At 49.7% G+C, this 20,260-nt stretch carries 13 protein-coding genes and 1 pseudogene; 3 read left to right on the forward strand and 11 right to left on the reverse strand.

Annotated elements, in window-relative coordinates; genetic code table 11:
- Positions 1-191: 191 nt before the first annotated feature.
- Entirely contained in the window at positions 192-2,231 is a 2,040-nt protein-coding gene (locus tag L3D05_RS11515; protein WP_239616200.1) for a molybdopterin-containing oxidoreductase family protein, read from the forward strand.
- Between the two features lie 223 nt (positions 2,232-2,454).
- On the opposite strand, the gene L3D05_RS11520 is transcribed toward L3D05_RS11515, so the two are convergent.
- Positions 2,455-3,513, reverse strand: a complete 1,059-nt coding sequence (locus L3D05_RS11520; RefSeq protein ID WP_239616201.1) for an acyl-CoA dehydrogenase family protein — start codon at positions 3,511-3,513, stop codon at positions 2,455-2,457.
- Between the two features lie 35 nt (positions 3,514-3,548).
- The gene (infC, locus tag L3D05_RS11525) at positions 3,549-4,034 is read right to left on the reverse strand and encodes a translation initiation factor IF-3 (RefSeq protein WP_239616202.1); all 486 of its coding nucleotides are present in this window, start codon (positions 4,032-4,034) and stop codon (positions 3,549-3,551) included.
- A gap of 157 nt (positions 4,035-4,191) precedes the next feature.
- Between infC and L3D05_RS11530 the strand changes: the two genes are divergently transcribed.
- A complete protein-coding gene (locus L3D05_RS11530) occupies positions 4,192-5,256 on the forward strand; it encodes an LLM class flavin-dependent oxidoreductase (RefSeq protein ID WP_239616203.1) in 1,065 nt (354 codons plus the stop codon).
- A gap of 55 nt (positions 5,257-5,311) precedes the next feature.
- Here the strand turns inward: L3D05_RS11530 and L3D05_RS11535 are convergent, their stop codons facing one another.
- The 6 genes from L3D05_RS11535 to L3D05_RS11560 all read right to left on the reverse strand — a co-directional run bounded on the left by L3D05_RS11535 (position 5,312) and on the right by L3D05_RS11560 (position 10,199).
- Entirely contained in the window at positions 5,312-6,265 is a 954-nt protein-coding gene (locus tag L3D05_RS11535; protein ID WP_239616204.1) for an RNA polymerase sigma factor, read from the reverse strand.
- A 94-nt stretch (positions 6,266-6,359) separates the two neighbouring features.
- The gene (locus L3D05_RS11540; protein WP_239616205.1) at positions 6,360-7,097 is read right to left on the reverse strand and encodes a VOC family protein; all 738 of its coding nucleotides are present in this window, start codon (positions 7,095-7,097) and stop codon (positions 6,360-6,362) included.
- Positions 7,081-7,386, reverse strand: coding sequence for a MerR family transcriptional regulator (locus tag L3D05_RS11545; protein WP_239616475.1), 306 nt, complete (start codon positions 7,384-7,386; stop codon positions 7,081-7,083). Before L3D05_RS11545 ends, L3D05_RS11540 begins: the two co-directional genes overlap by 17 nt.
- 215 nt (positions 7,387-7,601) lie before the next feature.
- Positions 7,602-8,588 (reverse strand): ABC transporter ATP-binding protein, encoded by a 987-nt coding sequence (locus L3D05_RS11550; protein ID WP_239616206.1) that lies wholly within the window; start codon positions 8,586-8,588, stop codon positions 7,602-7,604.
- A gap of 6 nt (positions 8,589-8,594) precedes the next feature.
- Positions 8,595-9,392, reverse strand: coding sequence for an ABC transporter permease (locus L3D05_RS11555; protein ID WP_239616207.1), 798 nt, complete (start codon positions 9,390-9,392; stop codon positions 8,595-8,597).
- Positions 9,393-9,398: 6 nt separating this feature from the next.
- Positions 9,399-10,199, reverse strand: coding sequence for an ABC transporter permease (locus L3D05_RS11560; RefSeq protein ID WP_239616208.1), 801 nt, complete (start codon positions 10,197-10,199; stop codon positions 9,399-9,401).
- A gap of 246 nt (positions 10,200-10,445) precedes the next feature.
- Here L3D05_RS11560 and L3D05_RS11565 point away from each other — a divergent pair, with 246 nt between their 5' ends.
- Positions 10,446-11,525 carry a serine hydrolase domain-containing protein gene (locus L3D05_RS11565; protein ID WP_239616209.1) on the forward strand — a complete coding sequence of 360 codons (1,080 nt, stop codon included), beginning with the start codon at positions 10,446-10,448 and terminating at the stop codon, positions 11,523-11,525.
- A 264-nt stretch (positions 11,526-11,789) separates the two neighbouring features.
- Here L3D05_RS11565 and L3D05_RS11570 read toward each other — a convergent pair whose 3' ends face one another.
- From L3D05_RS11570 to L3D05_RS26715, 3 genes and pseudogenes are all read right to left on the reverse strand, one after another.
- Positions 11,790-13,115 carry a stalk domain-containing protein gene (locus L3D05_RS11570; protein ID WP_239616210.1) on the reverse strand — a complete coding sequence of 442 codons (1,326 nt, stop codon included), beginning with the start codon at positions 13,113-13,115 and terminating at the stop codon, positions 11,790-11,792.
- A 73-nt stretch (positions 13,116-13,188) separates the two neighbouring features.
- The gene (locus L3D05_RS11575) at positions 13,189-19,884 is read right to left on the reverse strand and encodes an InlB B-repeat-containing protein (RefSeq protein WP_239616211.1); all 6,696 of its coding nucleotides are present in this window, start codon (positions 19,882-19,884) and stop codon (positions 13,189-13,191) included.
- Positions 19,885-20,178 (reverse strand): annotated as a pseudogene (locus L3D05_RS26715) (S-layer homology domain-containing protein); the annotation flags it as partial. It lies immediately after the preceding gene.
- Positions 20,179-20,260 lie beyond the last annotated feature (82 nt).

Genomic DNA, 20,260 nt, shown 5'->3' on the forward strand with positions numbered 1-20,260 from the left:
ATCTTTATTAACTGGGTACGGGTGAAACGGGGCTGTAGTTGGGTTTTTCCGAACTCTAATTGAATGCGCCACGGAGATGCAAATCCACATCATTAGCCAAGAGCAGGTAAGGAATTCCTTTTGCGTAACGGATATTTCAGCGCTTTATTTTACGGTATACTGGCTGTATAGATTGGAGCGTGAAGAGAAGCATGGCAACAACAACCGATACCATGACCGTCCGGTCGGTCTGTCCTTTCGACTGCCCGGACACTTGCAGCTTAAATGTAAAAATGAACGATGGCGTTATTGCTTCTATCGACGGAAATCCCGACCACCCGGTTACCCAAGGGGCGATTTGCAACAAAGTCCGCCATCTCAACGAACGCGTCTATCATCCCGACAGACTTATGTATCCCATGAGGAGAGTAGGTCCGAAAGGAACGATGGAATTCGAGAGGATGAGTTGGGAGGAAGCTTATGAAGAGATCGCGACCCGGTTAAATAAAGCGATCGCCGATAAGGGAGCGGAGACGATTCTTCCTTACAGCTTCTATGGAAACATGGGAATTCTCAATGCCGAGGGAATGGATCGCCGTTTCTTCCATCGACTCGGCGCGAGCCAGCTGGATCGAACGATCTGCAACGCGGCCGGATCGGAAGGCTACCGGTATACAATGGGCGCCTCGATGGGAATCGATCCCGAGGACACGGTTCATTCGAAGTACGTGCTCATCTGGGGCTGCAACTTGGTTTCGACTAACATGCATCAAGTCATGTACCTAAACGAAGCACGTAAACGCGGAGCCAAAATCGTTCATATCGATGTGCACCGGAACAGAACATCCGTCTGGGCGGACGAGTTCATCCCGATTATTCCCGGCACGGACACCGCGTTGGCGCTCGGGATGATGCATGTGCTTATCCGGGAAAAGTTGACGGACGAGGAGTTCATCGGAAAGTATACGAAAGGATTTGAACAGCTCATCGCTCAAGCGGAATCGTACACTCCGGAACGGGTAGCGGAAATTACGGGCATTCCGGCTGACGTTATCGTAAGGCTGGCATGCGAGTACGGCAACGCATCATCCTCGTTCATTCGGATCGGCAACGGACTTCAGCATCACGACAACGGAGGCATGACCATTCGTTCGATCGTTTGCTTGCCGGCGCTAACCGGGCAATGGGAGAAACTCGGCGGCGGAGCGATCAAAGGCAATAGCCACTATTCCGCAGTGAATAGCTACAAGTTAGAACGCCCCGATCTCATGCCGAATCGTAACGTGCGCTCCATTAACATGAACCGGCTAGGAGAAGCTTTGCTTGCCGCGGAACCTTCCGTTGATTTTCTATTCGTATATAACAGCAATCCTGCGGTCGTTGCACCCGATCAGAATCAAGTGCGCCAGGGCATGCTGAGAGAAGATTTGTTCACCGTCGTACACGACTTATTTTTAACCGATACTTGTCTTTATGCCGATATCGTTTTGCCGGCTACGAGCCACTTCGAGAATCTCGATCTATTCGCTTCCTACTGGCACTTGTACCTTCAACTGCATGAACCGATCATCGAACCCATGGGAGAATGCAAATCCAACTTTACGCTATTCAAGGAGCTTGGTTTGCGGATGGGTTTCGAACCGGAGGCGTTCGACTTGACCGAGGAACAGATGATCCGGCAGGCGCTAGACCGCAATACGCCTTATTTGAACGGACTCACTTATGAGGAACTCGCGCAGAACGGCTGGGCGAAAATGAAGCTGGAGAAGTCTACGATGCTTCCAGAGCGGATCCCTACCCCTTCCGGCAAAATAGAGCTGTATTCGGAGGCTATGCTGCGGGCAGGACTCCCTCCCCTACCGGAATATGTGCCGATTCAGGAACCGGAGGATTTTCCTTTCCTAATCGTGACCGGACCTAATCACAGTTACATCAATTCGACCTTCGGCAATCAGGATCGATTGAAGCGGCTGGAGAAGCAACCGACCGCGGACATGAACGCCGAAGATGCCGCAGCCCGTGGACTACAGCACGGAGATCGAGTTCGTCTCTGGAACGACCGCGGGGAATGCCGGATGACGATCAAGGTCGCGAACAACGTGCTGCCCGGAGTGCTTGTATGCCAAGGCTTATGGTGGGAGCACGGCAACGAAGGCGTTCAAGCCGTCAATTCGTTGACGTCCCAGCGGTTATCCGACATGGGCGGCGGCGCGACCTTCTTCTCCACTCGGGTCGACGTGGAGAAAATATAAGTTGCGGAGCGCCTTGAAGATGCGAGCATCTTCGGGGCGCTCCGGTTTTACCTGACTACAGCACCATTTCAGCTCACTTTGCACCATGCAGTCCTGTTTTTCCGATTTTGAGCCTGTTCCTCGCCACAAAAAAAGAACCCATCCACTGGGAACAGGTCCTTTAATACAAGTTCTTAAGTACAGGTTCTTGAAACCAGGTTCTCGCCAACAGCGCCCTCAATCCTCAAACTTGAACCAGCACGGAATGCTGCGTAACCGTGTGAAGATCTCGCCAAATTCGATTGATCAGGTTGTCTTCCATTAGCACGGCCATTCCGAGCAGCGGGAAAATCGCATGCGCATATGCTAATGTACTTCTAGCTAATCCTCGGCTCGCTTGCTCGACTTCAAGTTGCCGCTCCTCCGTTAAAGCTCCTTGGCCGACGAAGAGTTCCCAAGTCCGTTCGACCGTTTCATAGAACCGTTCGGCTGCCGTTTCCAACATTGCCTCTTGCTCGCCAAGCGTACGGAGTAACCCTTCCAGACGTTCCGGACGAGTGTTCGACCACTCTTCCCGTTTTCCTTCGGCGAATGCGCGGGACTCGTCCACCATATGTCGGCATATACCGAGACATACCGAAGCGAAAGAAGTTTGTGCAAAAGGCATGAAAGGATATCGGAAAATGGGGTCGTCATAGTTAGGCGCGCTCATGATATCGAAAGTACGCTCAGTTGGAACGAACGCGTTATGTACCGCAATCGAATGACTCTCCGTCACCTTCAATCCAAAGGAATTCCAATCGCGAATAATGTTCACTTGTTCAGGTAAGAATGCGAAAGATCGGATCTCCGTCCCGTCTCCGCCATCCACTCGGCAATTGGCGGTAAACACGCTAGCGTAGGTAGATCCGCTACAATATTTCCATTGTCCGTTTACGGCATAACCGCCATCTACTCGTCGCGCGATTCCGTTAGCATGTCCGCTGCCCGCCACGACTGCGTTCGCGCCGCTAAACAGAGCTTTAGCTTGATCGGGAGGCAACGTCGCCGAGAAAAAACCTCCTCCGGAGCCGATCGTAACCAACCAGCCGAAACTGCCTTCAATCCGCGATGCCTGCTCGAACACGCGCAACGCTTCAGGCAAAGGGAGCATCAGTCCATTCAATTCCTTCGGAACGAATAACTTGAATAACTTGGCTTCATAAATGTAGTCCAAAATACGCGGGGTCAATTGTCCCGCATGATCTCCGCGATCGGCATTCTCGCGTACTTCGCGTACTATATCTTCCGGAATCGTAATCATGATGTTATCCTCATTTCTATTCGCGAATCTTCCGTTTACGACGGATTAACCCGAACGGCCGCTTGTTTACCGCTAACTTGAATTCCGGTTTCCTTCTTGCCGACACTTGCCAGATCCTTCAGCAATCGCTCTATCAACTCCTTCGCTTTCGGACCTTCCTTGCCTTGTACTTTAACAACCAACTGAACCGCGTTACCCGAGGCGAGCAGTTTCTCGGCTTGCCGATATTTCGTATCGTAATCATGGTCTTCGATATTCGCGGTGAGCCGGATCTCCTTCAGCTTCATAGGTTGATCCTTCTTCCTCTCCTCTTGCTTCTGCTTCGTCGCCTCTTGCTTAGCCGCTCCTCTCGAAACAAGTTTGCAAGGAGGAGGACTGCTGTACAACGAGGTGCACACCAAATCCACCTTGAGCTGACGAGCCATAGCCAGCGCCTCGTCCCGTGAGACGATTCCTAAATCTTCACCGTTTATTCCGGTTAACAGCACTTCCGACGCTTTTATTTTCTCGTTCAGAATCATTGCGTACCCTCCAACTGTTCTATGCCTATAACCTTATAATAAGTTGTCTTAGCCCCTCCGGCAAACTAGTGGCAATAAGATCCCCAAATATACTTACTTTAGTTGAGAAACAATAGTATTTTTAGTAGACTATAGGTATTGAGGGAGGCGAATCACAATGGCCGATTCGGCAATGAATATGGAAATTGGAATAAGTACGTTCTTAGAGGCGACGAAAGACCCGGTGACGGGAGTAGCCTTTAACCATGCGGAGCGGTTGCGTAATGCAGTCGAGGAGATCGTTCTGGCAGATCAGGTTGGCCTTGATGTCTACGGAGTCGGAGAACACCATCGAGCCGACTATGCAGGCTCCTCGCCAGCCGTCGTTTTAGCCGCCGCGGCAGGCATGACTAAGCGAATTAGACTTACAAGTGCGGTTACCGTCTTGTCCTCGGACGATCCGGTCCGCGTATATCAAGCTTTCTCCACGTTGGACGGCATCTCTAACGGACGGGCTGAAATCATGGCGGGGCGGGGGTCGTTCATCGAATCCTTCCCGCTATTCGGATATAGCTTAGACGATTATGATGAATTGTTCGAAGAAAACTTGGAGCTGCTCCTTGCTATCAGAGCTTCGGAGAAGGTCACTTGGCGCGGCGGCCATCGGCCGGCTATCCAGAACCTAGGGGTTTATCCCCGCTCCGTCCAGAGCCCGCTTCCGGTGTGGATCGCAAGCGGCGGGAATCCGGAATCTGCCGTGCGCGCCGGAGCTTTGGGCCTACCTATCGCCTTCGCCATCATCGGCGGAATGCCGGAGCGGTTCGCTCCGTTAGTCAACCTGTATAAGGAAGCCGCAGCCCGCGCCGGACACAATCCGGATACGTTGCAAATCGCGACGCATTCGCATGGATTCGTCGGAGACACGACCGAACAAGCCGCCGACTTATTTTTCCCTCCGACGCAAGCCCAGATGAACGTATTAGGGCGAGAACGGGGATGGCCGCCTTACGACCGCGGGGCTTTCGATGCCGCGCGCAGCCTTCGGGGCGCCCTCTATGTCGGAGATCCCGAATTCGTCGCCGAGAAGATCCTTCTGCTGCGCAGAAATTTAGGGATCACACGCTTCTTCCTGCACGTGAACGTCGGCACGATGCCTCACCGCGAAGTGTTGCGAGCAATTGAGTTGCTCGGCACCCGAGTCGCGCCTATCGTACGCAAGGAACTCGCACGAATCTCGAACTAAGCATAAGCAAGGCCCGAATTCGCTCTAATCGAGCTGAATTCGGGCCTTCTCTATTCTAACTATCTCTGGGAACCCCTAATTCGTCAGCCGCAGCCTCCATAAACTCAGGGCAGTAATAATAACCTTTGATCTCCACGATATGTTCGTATTCCGTCTCTATCGTTAACACTTCATTTAGCGCTAGCGGTTTGGCATCTTCGCCGACTCTGTAGAAAATAACCACAGTTCTATCCCACAACATCGTCACAACTGCTTGAATGTCTTCGTTCTCGTAATGAGCCGGGTTGTGCGATGCATTAATAATTGTATCGCGTCCGTATTCTTTGCTAGCTTGAGTAACGAAGCTAAAGACGGAATGTTCGGCCAGCAACCCGGCTAAGCCATGGAAATCTCTCGCGTTAAAATACTCGACGTACTTCTGCACGATCACCGCATCGCAAGCCGGCACATGCTTCTTCTCGATATGCTCGGATTCGCTTCGCCTCATTTTCCGCAAGTTTCTTCTTCCGCGAAATACCAAAGCATTAACCGCGCCTTCCGTTGTCCCCATAATGTCAGCAGCTTCGTTCGCCGTAAAATCGAAGGCCTCTACGAGAACGATGGCAACCACCTGTTTCGGCGGCAGATAACCCAGCAGGTGCTCGATCGATTCATACACCTCGAATGCTTCGGGGCGGGCATCGCTCGACTCTTCCCCGTATTCCTCAACGTACTCTTCTGCGGTATGCTTTTGCCTTTTTCTGCAGCTATCGATCCAATGGTTGGTCGCTACGCGGAAAAAGTACGATTTGGGATGCAACACTTGCGATTGAATCGAGATGGAGGATAAGGAAGTAAACATTTTCATAATCGTGTCCTGATACAGATCTTCTCCATCCCAAGTGTTTCCCGCAATCTTCCGGCAATAATTCCACAGATCGCGTTGATAAGGAGCGATAATGCCCCAGAATCGATCGAACATCGGCCGAGTATCGCGTCCCAGCATCTGAAGCGGCGTTGGTTCCGTCATTTTCTTTTCCTCCGCATTTCCCGTTTGCCTATAAGACGATAAAACTCAGCTAATCTTTACGCGTGGGAAAAACTTTTTTTTAGCGGAGCCTAATTCAACCCTCGACCAAGCCGAATTCCCGGCCTTCCGGATCGAAGAAACTGAATCCTCGCCTCGTACCGATTGAGAGGAGAGGAGTAACCCGAACGCCTTTTTCTAGCAAAAAGGCATGGTCCGCCGCGGCATCCAAAGTGCGATAATCGCAAAATTTGTGGGCCACGGCTACTCCGGGCGATTCGAATAACGTAAAGGTAACACCGCGGAAGTAGCACATCCTAGCCTCAGGAGACGAGCTCGTTGCCACCGTAAAGTCGTATTCGATATCCGTTCCGAGCACGTCGAGGTACCATTCCAAAGTCGATGCGAAACGGGCCGACCCCAAGAAAATACCGTCCAGCTGAAAATAATTATTCGGGTGAGGCGCCCATGCCGGATCGCTAATGACACCAATCGGATTACCGTCCGGATCACGGAAATTGAAGTCCACGTAATGGTGCCAGTCTACCGCCTCCGTGCACTGTACGGCCTGCTTCACTAGTTCTCCGTGTGCTCGACGCGCGTCATTGCATTTGATATGAACGGGCAAGCTCTCATATGTATTCCTGTTCACTGACTCGATTAACGCTAAAGAGGCACCGCCGGATAGTCTTAAACGTAGATGCTCGCCGTCCCTTTCCTCTTCCGTCATCCCGAAATGTTTCATAAACCACTCCGCCGAACGACGCGCGTCCGTTACGGGTAAATACACGCAATCAAGCGCCGTGATGTTTAGTCTGTTATGTTGAACTGTCATTCTCCAACACTCCCCTTAGACTTATTTTCGGCTTAAGACCGGGACCATCAAGGTGTAGGTCATCTCTTCCTTGAAAGCCATTTTCCGTAACGGTTCGCGAAATGCTGGACATGGCGACGTCCGCTTGCCGAAGGCTATTCACGAGCTGCGCCGTTTCTATCTGAGAGTCCGAATATTGCCGATAGCCATTAGCGGAACGAAGCTCGGGAACGATCAATCCCGTTTCCTCGTAATATCTCAGTATTTTAGGCCGCAGTCCTGTCCGTTCGCTGAACTGGCTGATCGTCATCACGCCGTTCCCGTCTCCTATCGATAAATAATAGAACGTTCTATAGTTGAGTATAAAGGTTCCGGTAACCGGAAGGTCAAGCATAATTTAATTGTCGTAGCCGTTAGTTCGGACTAAGGGGCAAACCTAGCCTCCTCAAGTTTACGGCCTAAGTCCGAAGTGAATTCGGACTTAGGCCGTAAAATTTTCGCCTTATGATTACTAACTGTTCGCTCTCAGGAAGAATAGATTTCACGAATGACGTCCTCGATCGGGATATTGCGGATGTTGATGTCCTGTACCGGCAGCTTGCCGAGCAGCTCGTAAACGAACTGGCGCAAGTCTCCCTCTGCGAGATCTAGCTCGATCGTCGCCGTCAATTCATCCGATGCGAGTAGCGTGTACTCTTTCAACATGTCCGGCGCGAGCGGCTCCTGAAACTGAACGTCGATCAGCTTCTTTTGCGAAAAATACCGGTTCAACTGGGACAGGCTATCGTCGTATACGACTCTACCTTTGTTGATAATCGTCACATTCTCGCACAAGTTCTCGAGGTCGGACAAATCGTGCGTCGTCAGAATAAACGTCGTACGCAAATCCTGATTCACCTGTTTGATGAACTTGCGAATGTTCTCCTTCGAGATGATGTCGAGGCCGATTGTCGGCTCATCGAGGAATACCAGCTCAGGCTCGTGCAGCATCGCGCACACGAATTCGCACTTCATCCGCTCGCCTAGCGACAACTGGCGGACAGGCTTATGAACGACGCCTTCGATCTGCAGCAGCTCCTTGAAGTAATCAATAAGCTCGTCGTATCGCTTCCTCGGAACATGGTACATTTCCCGGTTGAGCGCATACGTATCGATCGGCGGCAAATCCCACCATAGCTGCGATTTCTGGCCGAACACGACGCCAAGCTTCTTGACGAACTTCTGGCGCTCCTTCCACGGGACGAAGCCCATGATATCGACTTTCCCTTCCTCCGGATGAAGGATGCCCGACATGATCTTGATCGTCGTCGACTTTCCCGCGCCGTTCGGTCCGATCAGTCCACGTATCTCTCCCCTGCGAACTTTCAGGTCGATGCCGTCCACGCCGTACACCGTCTCGTGATTGCGACTCCACAGCGACTTGATCGCGGCCCCGAAGCCCTCTTCCCTTTTGGACACTTTGAATGCCTTTTTCAATCCTGTAACGTTGATAATGTATTCGTTCTCTCCCATCTCTCTTTAACCCCCTGCGCTCGTATAACGATTCAAACTGCGATTCCAAATCCAAACACTGATCGCGAAAACGGTGAAACATCCGATCACCGCCATCACAATATCTGAGCCCAAACGATCCAGAAGCGCCTGCGAAGGCACGTACGCCCATATGGCGAACGGGAAAACCGTCAGGAACAGTTGTTGCAGAAATCGCGGATAGATATTGATAGGATAATCGCCGAAACCGAGAATTCGGTCGACGAGCTCTTCCAGCCTGCCGACTTGGACAAGCATAATGACCATCGTACACAGCAACGTAGTGACGCCCATGTACAGGATAATGCTGCAAACGATCGATACAAGGGCGAGCAGAACCTGCAAAGGACTGGGCATAACGTCGAGCCTCGAGAACGCGTAAATCGTCAGCGCTCCTCCCGAGATCAAGGAACCGATCCCCTTCAAGTTAAACCCGCTTGTCAACAGCGTGCCGAGCGGCGGATACGGCTTGACAAGCAGACGGTCGAAATCACCTTTGCGCACAAGCTGATGGGCTACGTCCATGACGTTGCCGAACAACGTCTCGCGCAATCCGAGCCACAGCAGCAATATTCCTTGGAACAACATGATTTGGTTCAAGTTCCAGCCGGGATACCCTCTCGTCTGCGTGAAGAAGATATATTGCAGGAACGGTGCCGTCCCGGAAAATAATATCGAAGTCAACACGCCAATAATGAAGTCCAAACGGTAAGCCATCGATCGTGACACGCTTAGCTTCATGTTCCAGTAATACAACCTCAACAATCCCGTTAATGTAGTCGCCATTATGGCTCACCCCCCCACCGCGCAGAACTTCCGAATCGCTAGCTTCCAGAGCACGTGGCACAGCAAGTAACCCCCGGCGATCCACGCCAGCTGCGTCAGTACGATCGAACCCCACTCGTTCCAGGAGTTGACGCTCTCTTTATTCAGGAAGATTTGAATCGGATAATAGAATATATATTTGAAAGGCAAGAAATCACATATCCGCTGCAACCACGCAGGGTAGAAGTCAAGCGGGAGCAATCCGCCGCCGAGCAGATTCATCGAGATATAGACGAACTCGTTTAGCCCCGAATTGCTTTTGAGCGCGAACGCGGTCATGCCGATCAAATAATTGATGAGGAAAAACAAGCAGAAGCTCAGCACGCAAACGATAACAAACTTAGCCAGCGACAGAGCGGTCAGAAAACTCGGCGGATAAATAACGCTATATACGATGATGTCCGGCACGAATTCCAGCAGGATGCCGGTCATGCGAAGCGCTACGGCCGCCGACAGTTCATACCAGAAAATATTAATCGGTTTTAGGAGATGAATGCTAAGGTCTCCCGTAACGACATAATCCGATATTCTTCGTTCCGCGAAGTTCCAGATGAAAATCCAGACGAACGTAATTCCCGCCGTATACCATATCATTTCGGTCAACGTGTACCCTTTGATCTGCTCCGCGCCATTGTGCGCGAATATGCTCCGGTACAGGAAAATGTTCAAGAGCAGAATAAACGGATGAATGGCGATGGAAATCAGGAAGCTGTTCCGGTACTGAAGGAACTGCTTCATATTCGTCTGTACGGCTTTGAGAAAAAACATTAAGCGCATCCCCTTGAAGTGGTAATAGGCTTAAGTATAATGACCTCGAATTGGAAAATACAGGTGCATTTCTATGGCAAAGATGTGCTTTGTTTCGATAAGTTTTCGTTAATGAAAAAAGGCCACCTAGGTGGCCTTTAATTTAGTAGCTCTTACTTTTTTATAGACTTCTCTTATCCTTTTTTGATATATTTTGGTATTCATTTATTTTGCAACCGTTTCCTAAAATTCTATGGAGGTATCTGCATGCGGAAATATTTGCTTCTCTCAATGCTCTGCATTTGTTGCTGTATCTTCGCTTCCGGCTGTAACTTGATGCTCAGTAGGTCACATGCAACAGAATTCACCTGGAAAACGGCCGATCCGAAAGACAAGGGAATGGATGCCGAGCAATTGGTTGCGTTGGATAATAAAGTCTCGATGAATAAGAAAATTACAAGCTTGCTCATCGTGAAAGATGACAATATCGTATTCGAGAAATATTACAACGGAGGTGACCCGAATAATCCTGAAGGTGTATTCTCGGTTACCAAGAGCATTGTCTCGGCATTAACGGGAATCGCCATCGATCAGGGCCTGATCGGAGGACTGGATACTAAAATTTCTGAAATCATGCCGGAATATTTCGTAAATGAACAAGATTCCCGCAAGAAAGACATCACGGTCGAAAATGCACTGACGTTGACGGGTGGCCTAAAGCCGGCGGATGATGATTTTCAAAATTTTATTAACAGCCCGGACCTATTCGACTTTGCGATCAAGCAGCCCATAGTGAGTAAGCCGGGGACCAAGTTCGCTTACAACACCGGACTTCCCCAGTTTTTATCCGCGATGATCACCAAGAAGGCAAAGATGTCCGCCCAAGAATTCGCAGATCGTAATCTATTCGGGCCACTCGGTATCCAAAACTACGACTGGATGTCCGACAGAAACGGCATCAACGTAGGGGGAACGAATTTATCTATGGTCCCGCGCGATATGGCGAAGTTCGGTTTACTTTATCTTCATAAAGGCAAATGGCAGGGGAATCAGATAGTTTCCATGAAATGGGTGGTCGCCTCCACGGAGCGTCATATTTCCACGAATACAACTGAACCCGGAGATCAATACGGTTATCTGTTCTGGCTTTCGGACATCAAGGGTAGCGATGGAAAAAGCCATTTCAGCTATGAAGCCAACGGGTACGGCGCTCAAATTATTCGTGTCATTCCCGACCTGAAAACAGTCATCGTCATGACTTTTAATGCGTTTTCCCAAGAAGAGGCAGACCCCGAACGCATGCTTCGAGAGGATGTTATTCCGGTACTCGAGAAGGTCAAGCAATGAAAACAACGATCAAAGATGAGCGGCAGCTACAGACGTGTTTGAACGTCGCAGCCCCATCCACCGATAAGGTGGACCGGGCTTTTTCTTTGTCACGCACATAGCCTACACCTATATTCAAACCCATGCCCCGACAAGGAATTCCGCAAAGTACGTCTGCGTCTATTCCAAAACCTTGTGCACAGCCATAAGAACCCGTTCCTTATCGAAAGGCTTCACAATCAAATCTTTAGCCCCCGAAGCACGACTCTGCTTGCTCAGAACGTATTACTTTGCGTCGATGACTGCCGTCCAGTTGTCGGCGTCCCATATGACGTTAGCGTCGAGAGCTTCACTGGCGAAGCGGAGTGGAACGTAAGTGGAACCTTCCTTCGATGTGAACGGCGCTGATGTTAATGTTATCTTCTTACCGTTGACCGTTGCCGTCTTGTTGCCGAGTTGCAAATGAATCTTCGTGCTACCCTTCGTGATTTCGATTGAATGATCGATTTGGTGCCAAAACACTTTAGCAGAAAGGACTTCGAATACCCCTCTGAGGGGAATGAAGATACTGTTGTTGATCATTTGGGGTTTCGAGTTTACCGCTACGTATTCACCGTTGATCTTGATGCCGATGTTGCTTCGGCTGTATGGGGTTGAGATGATGCTTGTAGTAGTGGTTGTCGTTTTGGAATGGTCAGTTGAGATCGAACCCGATGGGGTTGTGCTGGTTGGGTTATCGTTTTCCGTGGTGAAAGACCAAGTCTTGTTAAAGATCTTACCCGCGTCGGAACCCGTCCAAGGCGTGAACGTTACCGTGACGGTGTAGGTCTCGTTGTACGCTAGCGGTGACTTCGGAACGATATGCCAGTAATTCGATGCAGTAAAAGGCTCAAAGAACGGTACCCCCTCGCCTGATCTGTTCGTGAAGGTTACATCTATGCTTGAAAGCAGGTAAGGGGTCTTGAGCGTGATGATCTGCCCTGACTGAGCCACCCCAAATGGCGCGATGGGGTTGGGGATTTCATGCCCGGAGAAGGTCGTGACCACGTCGGTCTGACCATCGTAAGGATACATGACGTATCCCATAGTGTTTGCCGCGCAAGCGATCTCCATAACGACGGCACTGCCCTGCATACCGAAACCGATCTCAGTGGCGTCTGGCGAGATCAATGGCTCGCGATGGTACGCCGTGTTGAGAAACTCTTCAATGATGGCCTTAGGATCGGCTTCGTCCACGGTCATGATTTCCCACGTCTGACTCAATGTATCTCCGCCTACTGCGTTGATTCGATCAACGTGGGTTACCCCTGTGAATCTCTTGCCGTGCGGGTTCTCGTCGTGGTTGTAGTCGCCATTTGCGGCAATGTAACCGGCGTGGTTCTGGGCTGCTTGGGTGAGATGCTGGTTGAGCTTGACAGCGGATAGACCCATTGCCGTCCGAACGGAGTTGAGGTAGTTCAATACTTGAGTCGCTTTATCCATTTCGCTGTAATCGGTTGAGACGACCTGTGTTGCCGGCGCGGATGTCGTCGCCGCCAGAGATGGCGTCGCTTGACTTCCCAGTAGCACGGCAAGGGCTAAACCTACGGCGCCAATCTTCTTCTTGTTCATGGTAGCCCTCCAACGTTCGTCAAAGTGAAAGAGGCTTTTCCTTTGTCGGGAAAAGCCCCTCTTCATCGCTTTTTTAGAGCTCTCTTGGGATAATTCCAATTATGCCGTCGCCGTTGACGATCAATATGCCGCTATCGAGCCATTCGGTTATGGCCTCGCTAAGTTCATCGGTGATATTATTCCCTGCCTGGACGAATATCCCATTATCCTCAATCACAATGGTGCCGTTGTTGGAAAACGATGGACTGCCCTTGACCTTTAAATTGCCCTCGATGGTAAGCGTTGCGCCTGCACTCACCACAAATGTATCACTCACAATAAGCATTACGCCTTCCGGGATTGTCAAATTACCCGTTAATGTAGCTGGGCCTAATAGGGATACTTCCGTGTTAGATACTTGTGTGAGATTCGTCAATCCTGCTGCGTGGGCAGCCACGATCCATGTAGGTATAATGTCATCAGCGATCTGCACTGCATTCGTGGCACTTCCTAAAGGGTCTACGCCGACAGTAACCGAAACTGCCAGCTTCCTGCCTCCATATTCTGCCCGAACCGTGTAGCTTGCTGTCTTGGCGTCAGCACCTTTTGCATTCACAAAGGTCCCGCTTCCTGGTATATCTTCCACATTCCACTGATACGTAACGCGGCCGCCTGGCGGATTTCCATCCGCCATCAAGACATCCGCATGCAGAGTATCTCCTACTCTAGGATTTGTATTGTCTATAGTAGGATAATTATCAAAACCAGCGATTACCGCATTGGTTACTGCGGTTTTTGTTCCGGTAACCGGACCTACGCCCGTCACGATGACTTGCAACTTTTTGCCTATATCTCCTACTTCAGGATAGTAAAATCCGACTCCCTGGGATTCGAGAACATTACCTGTTGCATTCTGATACGTCCCGCTCCCCGCTGCCGTTTCTACTTGCCATTGATAAGTTACTCGGCCGTCTGCCGGATTGCCATCACTCATCGTTACTTTGGCATAGACGCTACCATTTACACCGCGCCAACCAACGCCCGGATTTACATTGGGAATCGTTATACTAGAGATATAGATAGAATCGAGCACTGTGCTTGTTGTTGCGGTTTGTGTTCCGGTCGCCGGGCTTACACCCATCACCACAACTTGCAGTTTCTTACCCCAGTCTGCCGCTGCAACCGTATAGCTTGCTGTTGCGTTACCCGTCCCAGTTGCATTCTGGTACGTCCCACTCGCTGCTGCCGTTTCTACTTTCCATTGGTAGGTCACTCGGCTGCCTGCTTCATTACCATCACCCATCGTTACGCTGGCCGTAAGGATCGCATCAATGGTCGGATATATATTATCTATCGTTACTCCCGCGACACCAACAGGCACCGCGCTTGTTGCTGCGCTTGTTGCCGTTCCCGATGCTCCCGATGTACCCGTCACCACAACTTGCAGTTTCTTACCCGAATCTGCTTCTGCAACCGTGTATATTGCGGTTTGGCTGCCCGTGCCCGCTGCATCCTGGTACGTTCCACTCCCTGCCGTCGTTTCTACTTTCCATTGGTAGTTCACTCGGTTGCCCGCTGCATTGCCATCTCCCATGGCGACATTGGCAGCAAGGGTATCTCCCACGGCAGGATTGACGTTATTGATCGTTACCCCTGAGACAGGTATGAGCACTGCACTAGTTGCTATACTCGTTTCTGTTCCCGTTGCTTCCTTTGCGCCGGTGACCACAACTCTCAGTTTCTTACCCATATCCGCCATTGCAATCGTGTAACTCGAAGTTGTGTTACCCGAACCAGTGGCATTCTGGTACGCCCCAGTCCCTACACCCGTTTCTACTTGCCATTGATATGCCACGCGGTCGCCTACTGGATTACCATCACTTATGGTGGCAATAGCCGTAAGGGTATCTCCCACTTTATAAGACGATTGACCGGTTATACCTGCATAATTTACTGAGGGGCCTGTCTTCCATTGAGCAGTATACGTAATATCCTGCGCGGGCATTGTTCCAGGCATGGTGGAAAGTAAAGGTGACCAATCCTTGAATACATTGCCTGCCTTTGTCACTTGCGGCGCAGAGACGTTGGACGTGGATGCACCATATGCCACATTAATAGTGGTTCCACCCGTACCTCCATTAGCATCGAACGTCACCTTATAGTTGTTGCGCGTGTAATACAGCTTTAATTGAAGTGGGCTATTCGTCGAATCCCCCACTACCCCTGATGCGACAGTACCCGACACGCCACTGTCATACGTGAAGCCTTCATAACTCTTGGGTGTTGCGGTAACCGTATTATTGGCTGGAGCAACTATTGTTTCAGTTTCGTTTATCGTATATGCACCCGTTAGATCTTGCCTAATATGGTCCACCACATAAGAACCCTGTTTCCATTGTGCTGTGAAACTGAGGTTATGCCCTGGCATTGTCGCGGGTACGGAAGGTGACCATCCCATGAACACGGCATTTCCATTGGTTGCTATAGGTGTCCATTTGCTCATGTTCTGACCATAATAAATCGACACGTTAATTGGGTTGGTATAACCGCCAGTAAGCGTACCTCCGTTCGGATCAAATGTTGCGATATACCAATTGCGTTTGTAGTACACCTTTAGAACAGTGGTCCCATCAGCCGCGATTGTACTCGTGAGAAGTGTGCCTGGGGCATAGCTGTCATAGCTAAAGCCCTCATAATTTTTAGGCGTTGCGGTGATCGTCGTATCCGTCGTTCCTTTTAATAATTCCACATCAGCGATTGTGTATGTGTTACCTCCGATGGGATATCCGTATTGGTCCTTTCCCATATCCTGCTGCAAGTATACGATTTTGTAAGGTGTATCGTTTCTGGCTGTCCACGTCGCTGTGTACGTTGTGTCTTGACTCGGCATGGCGTTCGGAACGGATGGCGACCATCCGGTGAACGAATAGCCCGGTCTTGTCATTAAAGGTATGCGATTGGAAATGTCTTTCCCGATTGGCGCGCTTACAGAACTTCCGGCAGATGAAGATCCGTAGCCCAATTTGAAAGTCATCGTTCTATTCACCGGCTGATAATAAATTCTGGCGACTGCCGAGCCATCACCCTTAATGTACACGCCTCTTACAGCGCCTGCTAAATAGCCTTGGGCTGCGAACTTGTCGGAGGTTATATTAATCTCCGTATCTGTTGTTCCTTGCAAGTTCTCTGTAGCCGCAAGAGTAGCACTCCCGCTGTTCGAATCTATCAGATAATGTTCAACGGTATACGGCGTATTCGTGTTCGGCACCCAGTGCGCATAAAGGTGGAGATCCTTCGCCGGCATTGTGTTAGAAATCGTATACTTCGCGCCGCCGTCAAGGGCTGTATACCAACCGTCAAAGGTATATCCTGAATATACGGGAGCCTGAACATCAATTCTTGCATTATATGGCGCAGAAATGACTCTGTTGATCTCACCGTTCCTCAGTTCCAGTTCGATCGTATAATTACCCTGTCTAGATGACCAATACAATGGCAACGTGCGCTTTATTGGGGATGCGCTGAAAGCCAAGGGCGCATTCTTCCATGTAATAACCAAGTTGCCCGCGCTCACCGACTTGCTCTTGTTGACAACTTCTATCGTCCTGGTGCTCGGATTATACTTGAAATCAGGATTATCCACCTGGATATCGAACTTGGATGGATCATAAACTTTGGCAGTCGCGTCTCCTGTTTTCAAATCCATCCCATTCATCGTGAACAATTTGTCCGGAACTTGGAAGGATGTCGCAGCAGGCACGAATGTAAATCCAAGCGAATCATCCTGAGGGTATGCGAAGTCATCGGCATTGTTTTGTGCCCCCGCAGAATAAAGCAGCCATTCATTCTCGTACAGCGGAACATCTCCGGAGAGCAAACCGTCGCCCAACTGTGCCCCGACTGCGGAAACCAAGTAAACTCCCGATTCCAAATACAGTGCGCCTAGAGAATCGGCCGTCTTGCCGGCGGACGTATTCGTCAGTTGGTAGTAGAAATATCCCCATAATTTCATATAAAGTCCCGCATCTACAGAGACGCCTATACTATCCAATTTAACACTTAAAATACCTGCCTTAAGTTCCATTAGAAGACCTGCGCGCAATCCTATAGTACCCAGGACATAGAACTTAAACTGATAGTTACCATCACCTTGTAAACTTAAGGTGCTGCTGCTGCCTGTAAAAGAATAAACCTTCACGGTAGCCGTATATCTCTTGGCGCTCTGATAACTATAATCCGCACCCACCGTCAGATTCGGATTGACACTGACGACAAGAGTAGCCGTAAATTCAACTTGAACTAGGCCCGCGCAAACACTTTGACGCTTATTCACGAGTTCTTTGCTTAGGAACGGAACCCATTCCGTCTCGTTCTTCAGCAGGCTCTGATACTTATTCTTCAATGTAGTTGTGGAGATTGCCCCGGAATCATCGACACCTTCAAGCAGCGCTTGGATCTGCTGAGCGATGTTTATTGCGTTGTTTATCTTATTCCAGTCCTTTAAAGCATCCTTTAAATTAGTCTTTGCGATGGTGCCGATCTCGGCCGTTATCGTGATGCCTGTGTACGTATAGGCATCTAGATTGGCCGTTATGACATAGTCATCTATGATAGGGACGAACAAAATTTTATGGGTCTGCGTCTGGCCATTAATACTGAGGCCAAAATGCATTTCTTCGACGAATGTGCTCGTCAGATGAATAATAATGACATCTCTATTGTCGTTGTTGGGATCAATGACGATATCGCACTTCACTTGGAGAGAGACGCTAACACCCGTATATCCCGGAAAATGCTGCAATTTACTGCCTATCGAAGGTACGATAGTTAGATTTTCCACGCTTACTTTTTTGCCGGGGTTTGTTGCAGCCATCGGTGCAAGCGCGTTGTACTGCTGCTTGAAGCTGTCGGTTTGCAGCGCCACAGTGGACAAATAATTAGCCGCTTGATTGACGAATCCACTTGCTACGGCTTGCTGCTTGATTTGCCCTTCCAGACTCGCGACTTCGGCATCCGACAATAACTGATCTCCGTCGAGCGTTTGCTTCTGATAGAAATTCAGAGGGTTCTCTAGTTGTTCCTCCGTTGCATCTGTATAAGTAATGATATCCATATCTTCCGCATGCGTGATCGACGTGATGAGTCCGTATCCTGCAGAAGTGGCTCCGCTGCCGAATTCACCATTGTAGAACGCGATAAAGTCCCCTGCTTTTACAACGGTGAGCTCATCTAGACCCAGCGGCGCATACTTACTATTACTATAGTTCATCGTTGTATGCTCTACCGTGATAGAGTGGTTCGTCTCGCTTCCATCCGTGTCCGCTGTCGTGCTCACAGGAAGAACATTCGGTTTAACTAACACTTTCTCGGGATCTGCATGGGTATAGGTGTAGGTGTTGCCGCTTTTCGCCGTGATCTCTACATAAGCCACATCGCCGTTGCCGGCGTCGCTTGTATGTACAGTACGCTGATCAGGCCGAACACCTGTATATATGGCAACGGTATCGCCAACTTGAACCGAATGACCGTCATAATCGAAAGTACCGTTTAGAACGTTAACTGAGCCCAGACTTGTTCCGCTATCGCCAACCCCCGCAGTGATAACCGGAATCGATGGGGAGTTCACATCCGTACCGTTCTCCGTCATGTTCGATACATCCGAGAACGGCACATAAACCATGTCATGGTTTAGCGGTAACTGCACGACCTCTTGTTTGGCAATGTCAAAAACATAGATGGTGGTCGTAGGGTCTTGACCTGCAAAAGAAAGATGGGCGTCCGTAAGCGTAAGCTGGTATGTGTTCCCTTCCCCGAACGCTCCGCCTTTGGCAACTACAATGAAGTGACCATGCGAGCCGGTTACTTCAATGCCTGCAAATTGGGGATTACCCGGCGATTCAAACTTCATTCCAGCTTTCACTTGGTCTGCCGTCATATTGTCCGTAGCATCGTTCACTTCGATCGTGAAGCTCGGCGCTTGATCCAGAACCGTAATACTCGGAATACTTTGAACGGCATCATTGAGGCTTTCAATATATTTGGCATACAACGTCATGTTGTCGTTGACTGCACTGCCATCGGCGAATATTCGTGTAAGATCACTGTCCTTATACCAACCTTGAAAAATAAACCCTTGCTTCACTGGAACCGGAAGCTTGCTAAGAGTTTCACCTTTATGGAGCTTAAGGTTAGTAATAGCCGGTCCGCCATTTGTTACAAACGTAATGGTATAAGTAGCAATGTCGCTACTTCCTGAGTTACTGCCACCGCCGCTGTTAGCATTCTCGTTTTTTGGTGTTGGCGTTGGTGATGGCGAAGGTGTTGGAGCTACTTGATTTTGGCTCGCCCAAACCTTCACAACTTCGTTGCTGCGCATGCAAAAAGCAGCCGCTTCAACACGAGTTGCGTTAGACTTGGGTTTGAAATTACCATTCTCATCTCCGGTAAGCAAGCCTGCCTGCCATAGCTTGACAACCGCATCGACCGCCCAAGGAGAAATATCCGCGATGTCACTCGGTAACGTCGTTACTTTGACGTCCGTTTGATAAGCGATGTTCTCATTTTCAAAATATCGTAATGTCAGCGTCACCATCATTTCTCTTGATAGAGTCTCGTTGGGTGAGAAGCTGTCGCTACCCGTACCGCTTGTAATGCCTTTCTCAACTGCCCATTGCACATAAGGCGCATACCAAGCAGTCAGCGGCACATCTGTAAATACAGAAGTGGTGAATTTACCTACATCAACACCTGCGATTCGTCCAAGCACCGTTACATACATAGCACGAGTCATTGTACCCTTCGGTGAGAAGGTGTCTTTTCCCGTACCCGTGAATATACCATTGTGCAGCACATACATTACAGCATCATAGAACCAATCCGTTGATTTCACATCTTGAAATGTATTTTGCGCTGTCCCTGCATTCTGTGATGCATCATGCCATGTTATTGGCGTAGAAGAGGAACCTGTTGGGGCGACCGCACTTGTTGGAGCAGCAAATGCCCCCGTTGATAATAACGATACCAGCATGGAAAATAAAAGTAAGAAGCTAATCGTTCGCTTATGCCACTTGTTCAAGTCCAACATCCTTCCGATATTATGATCAATCTAGTAACTGTCCCGCTCCATTAGGCATTTTTCGAAAGTTTAGGCGCCGATAAAATTAGAC

The sequence above is a fragment of the Cohnella mopanensis genome (genome assembly GCF_022352055.1).
GTDB lineage: Bacteria > Bacillota > Bacilli > Paenibacillales > Paenibacillaceae > Cohnella > Cohnella mopanensis.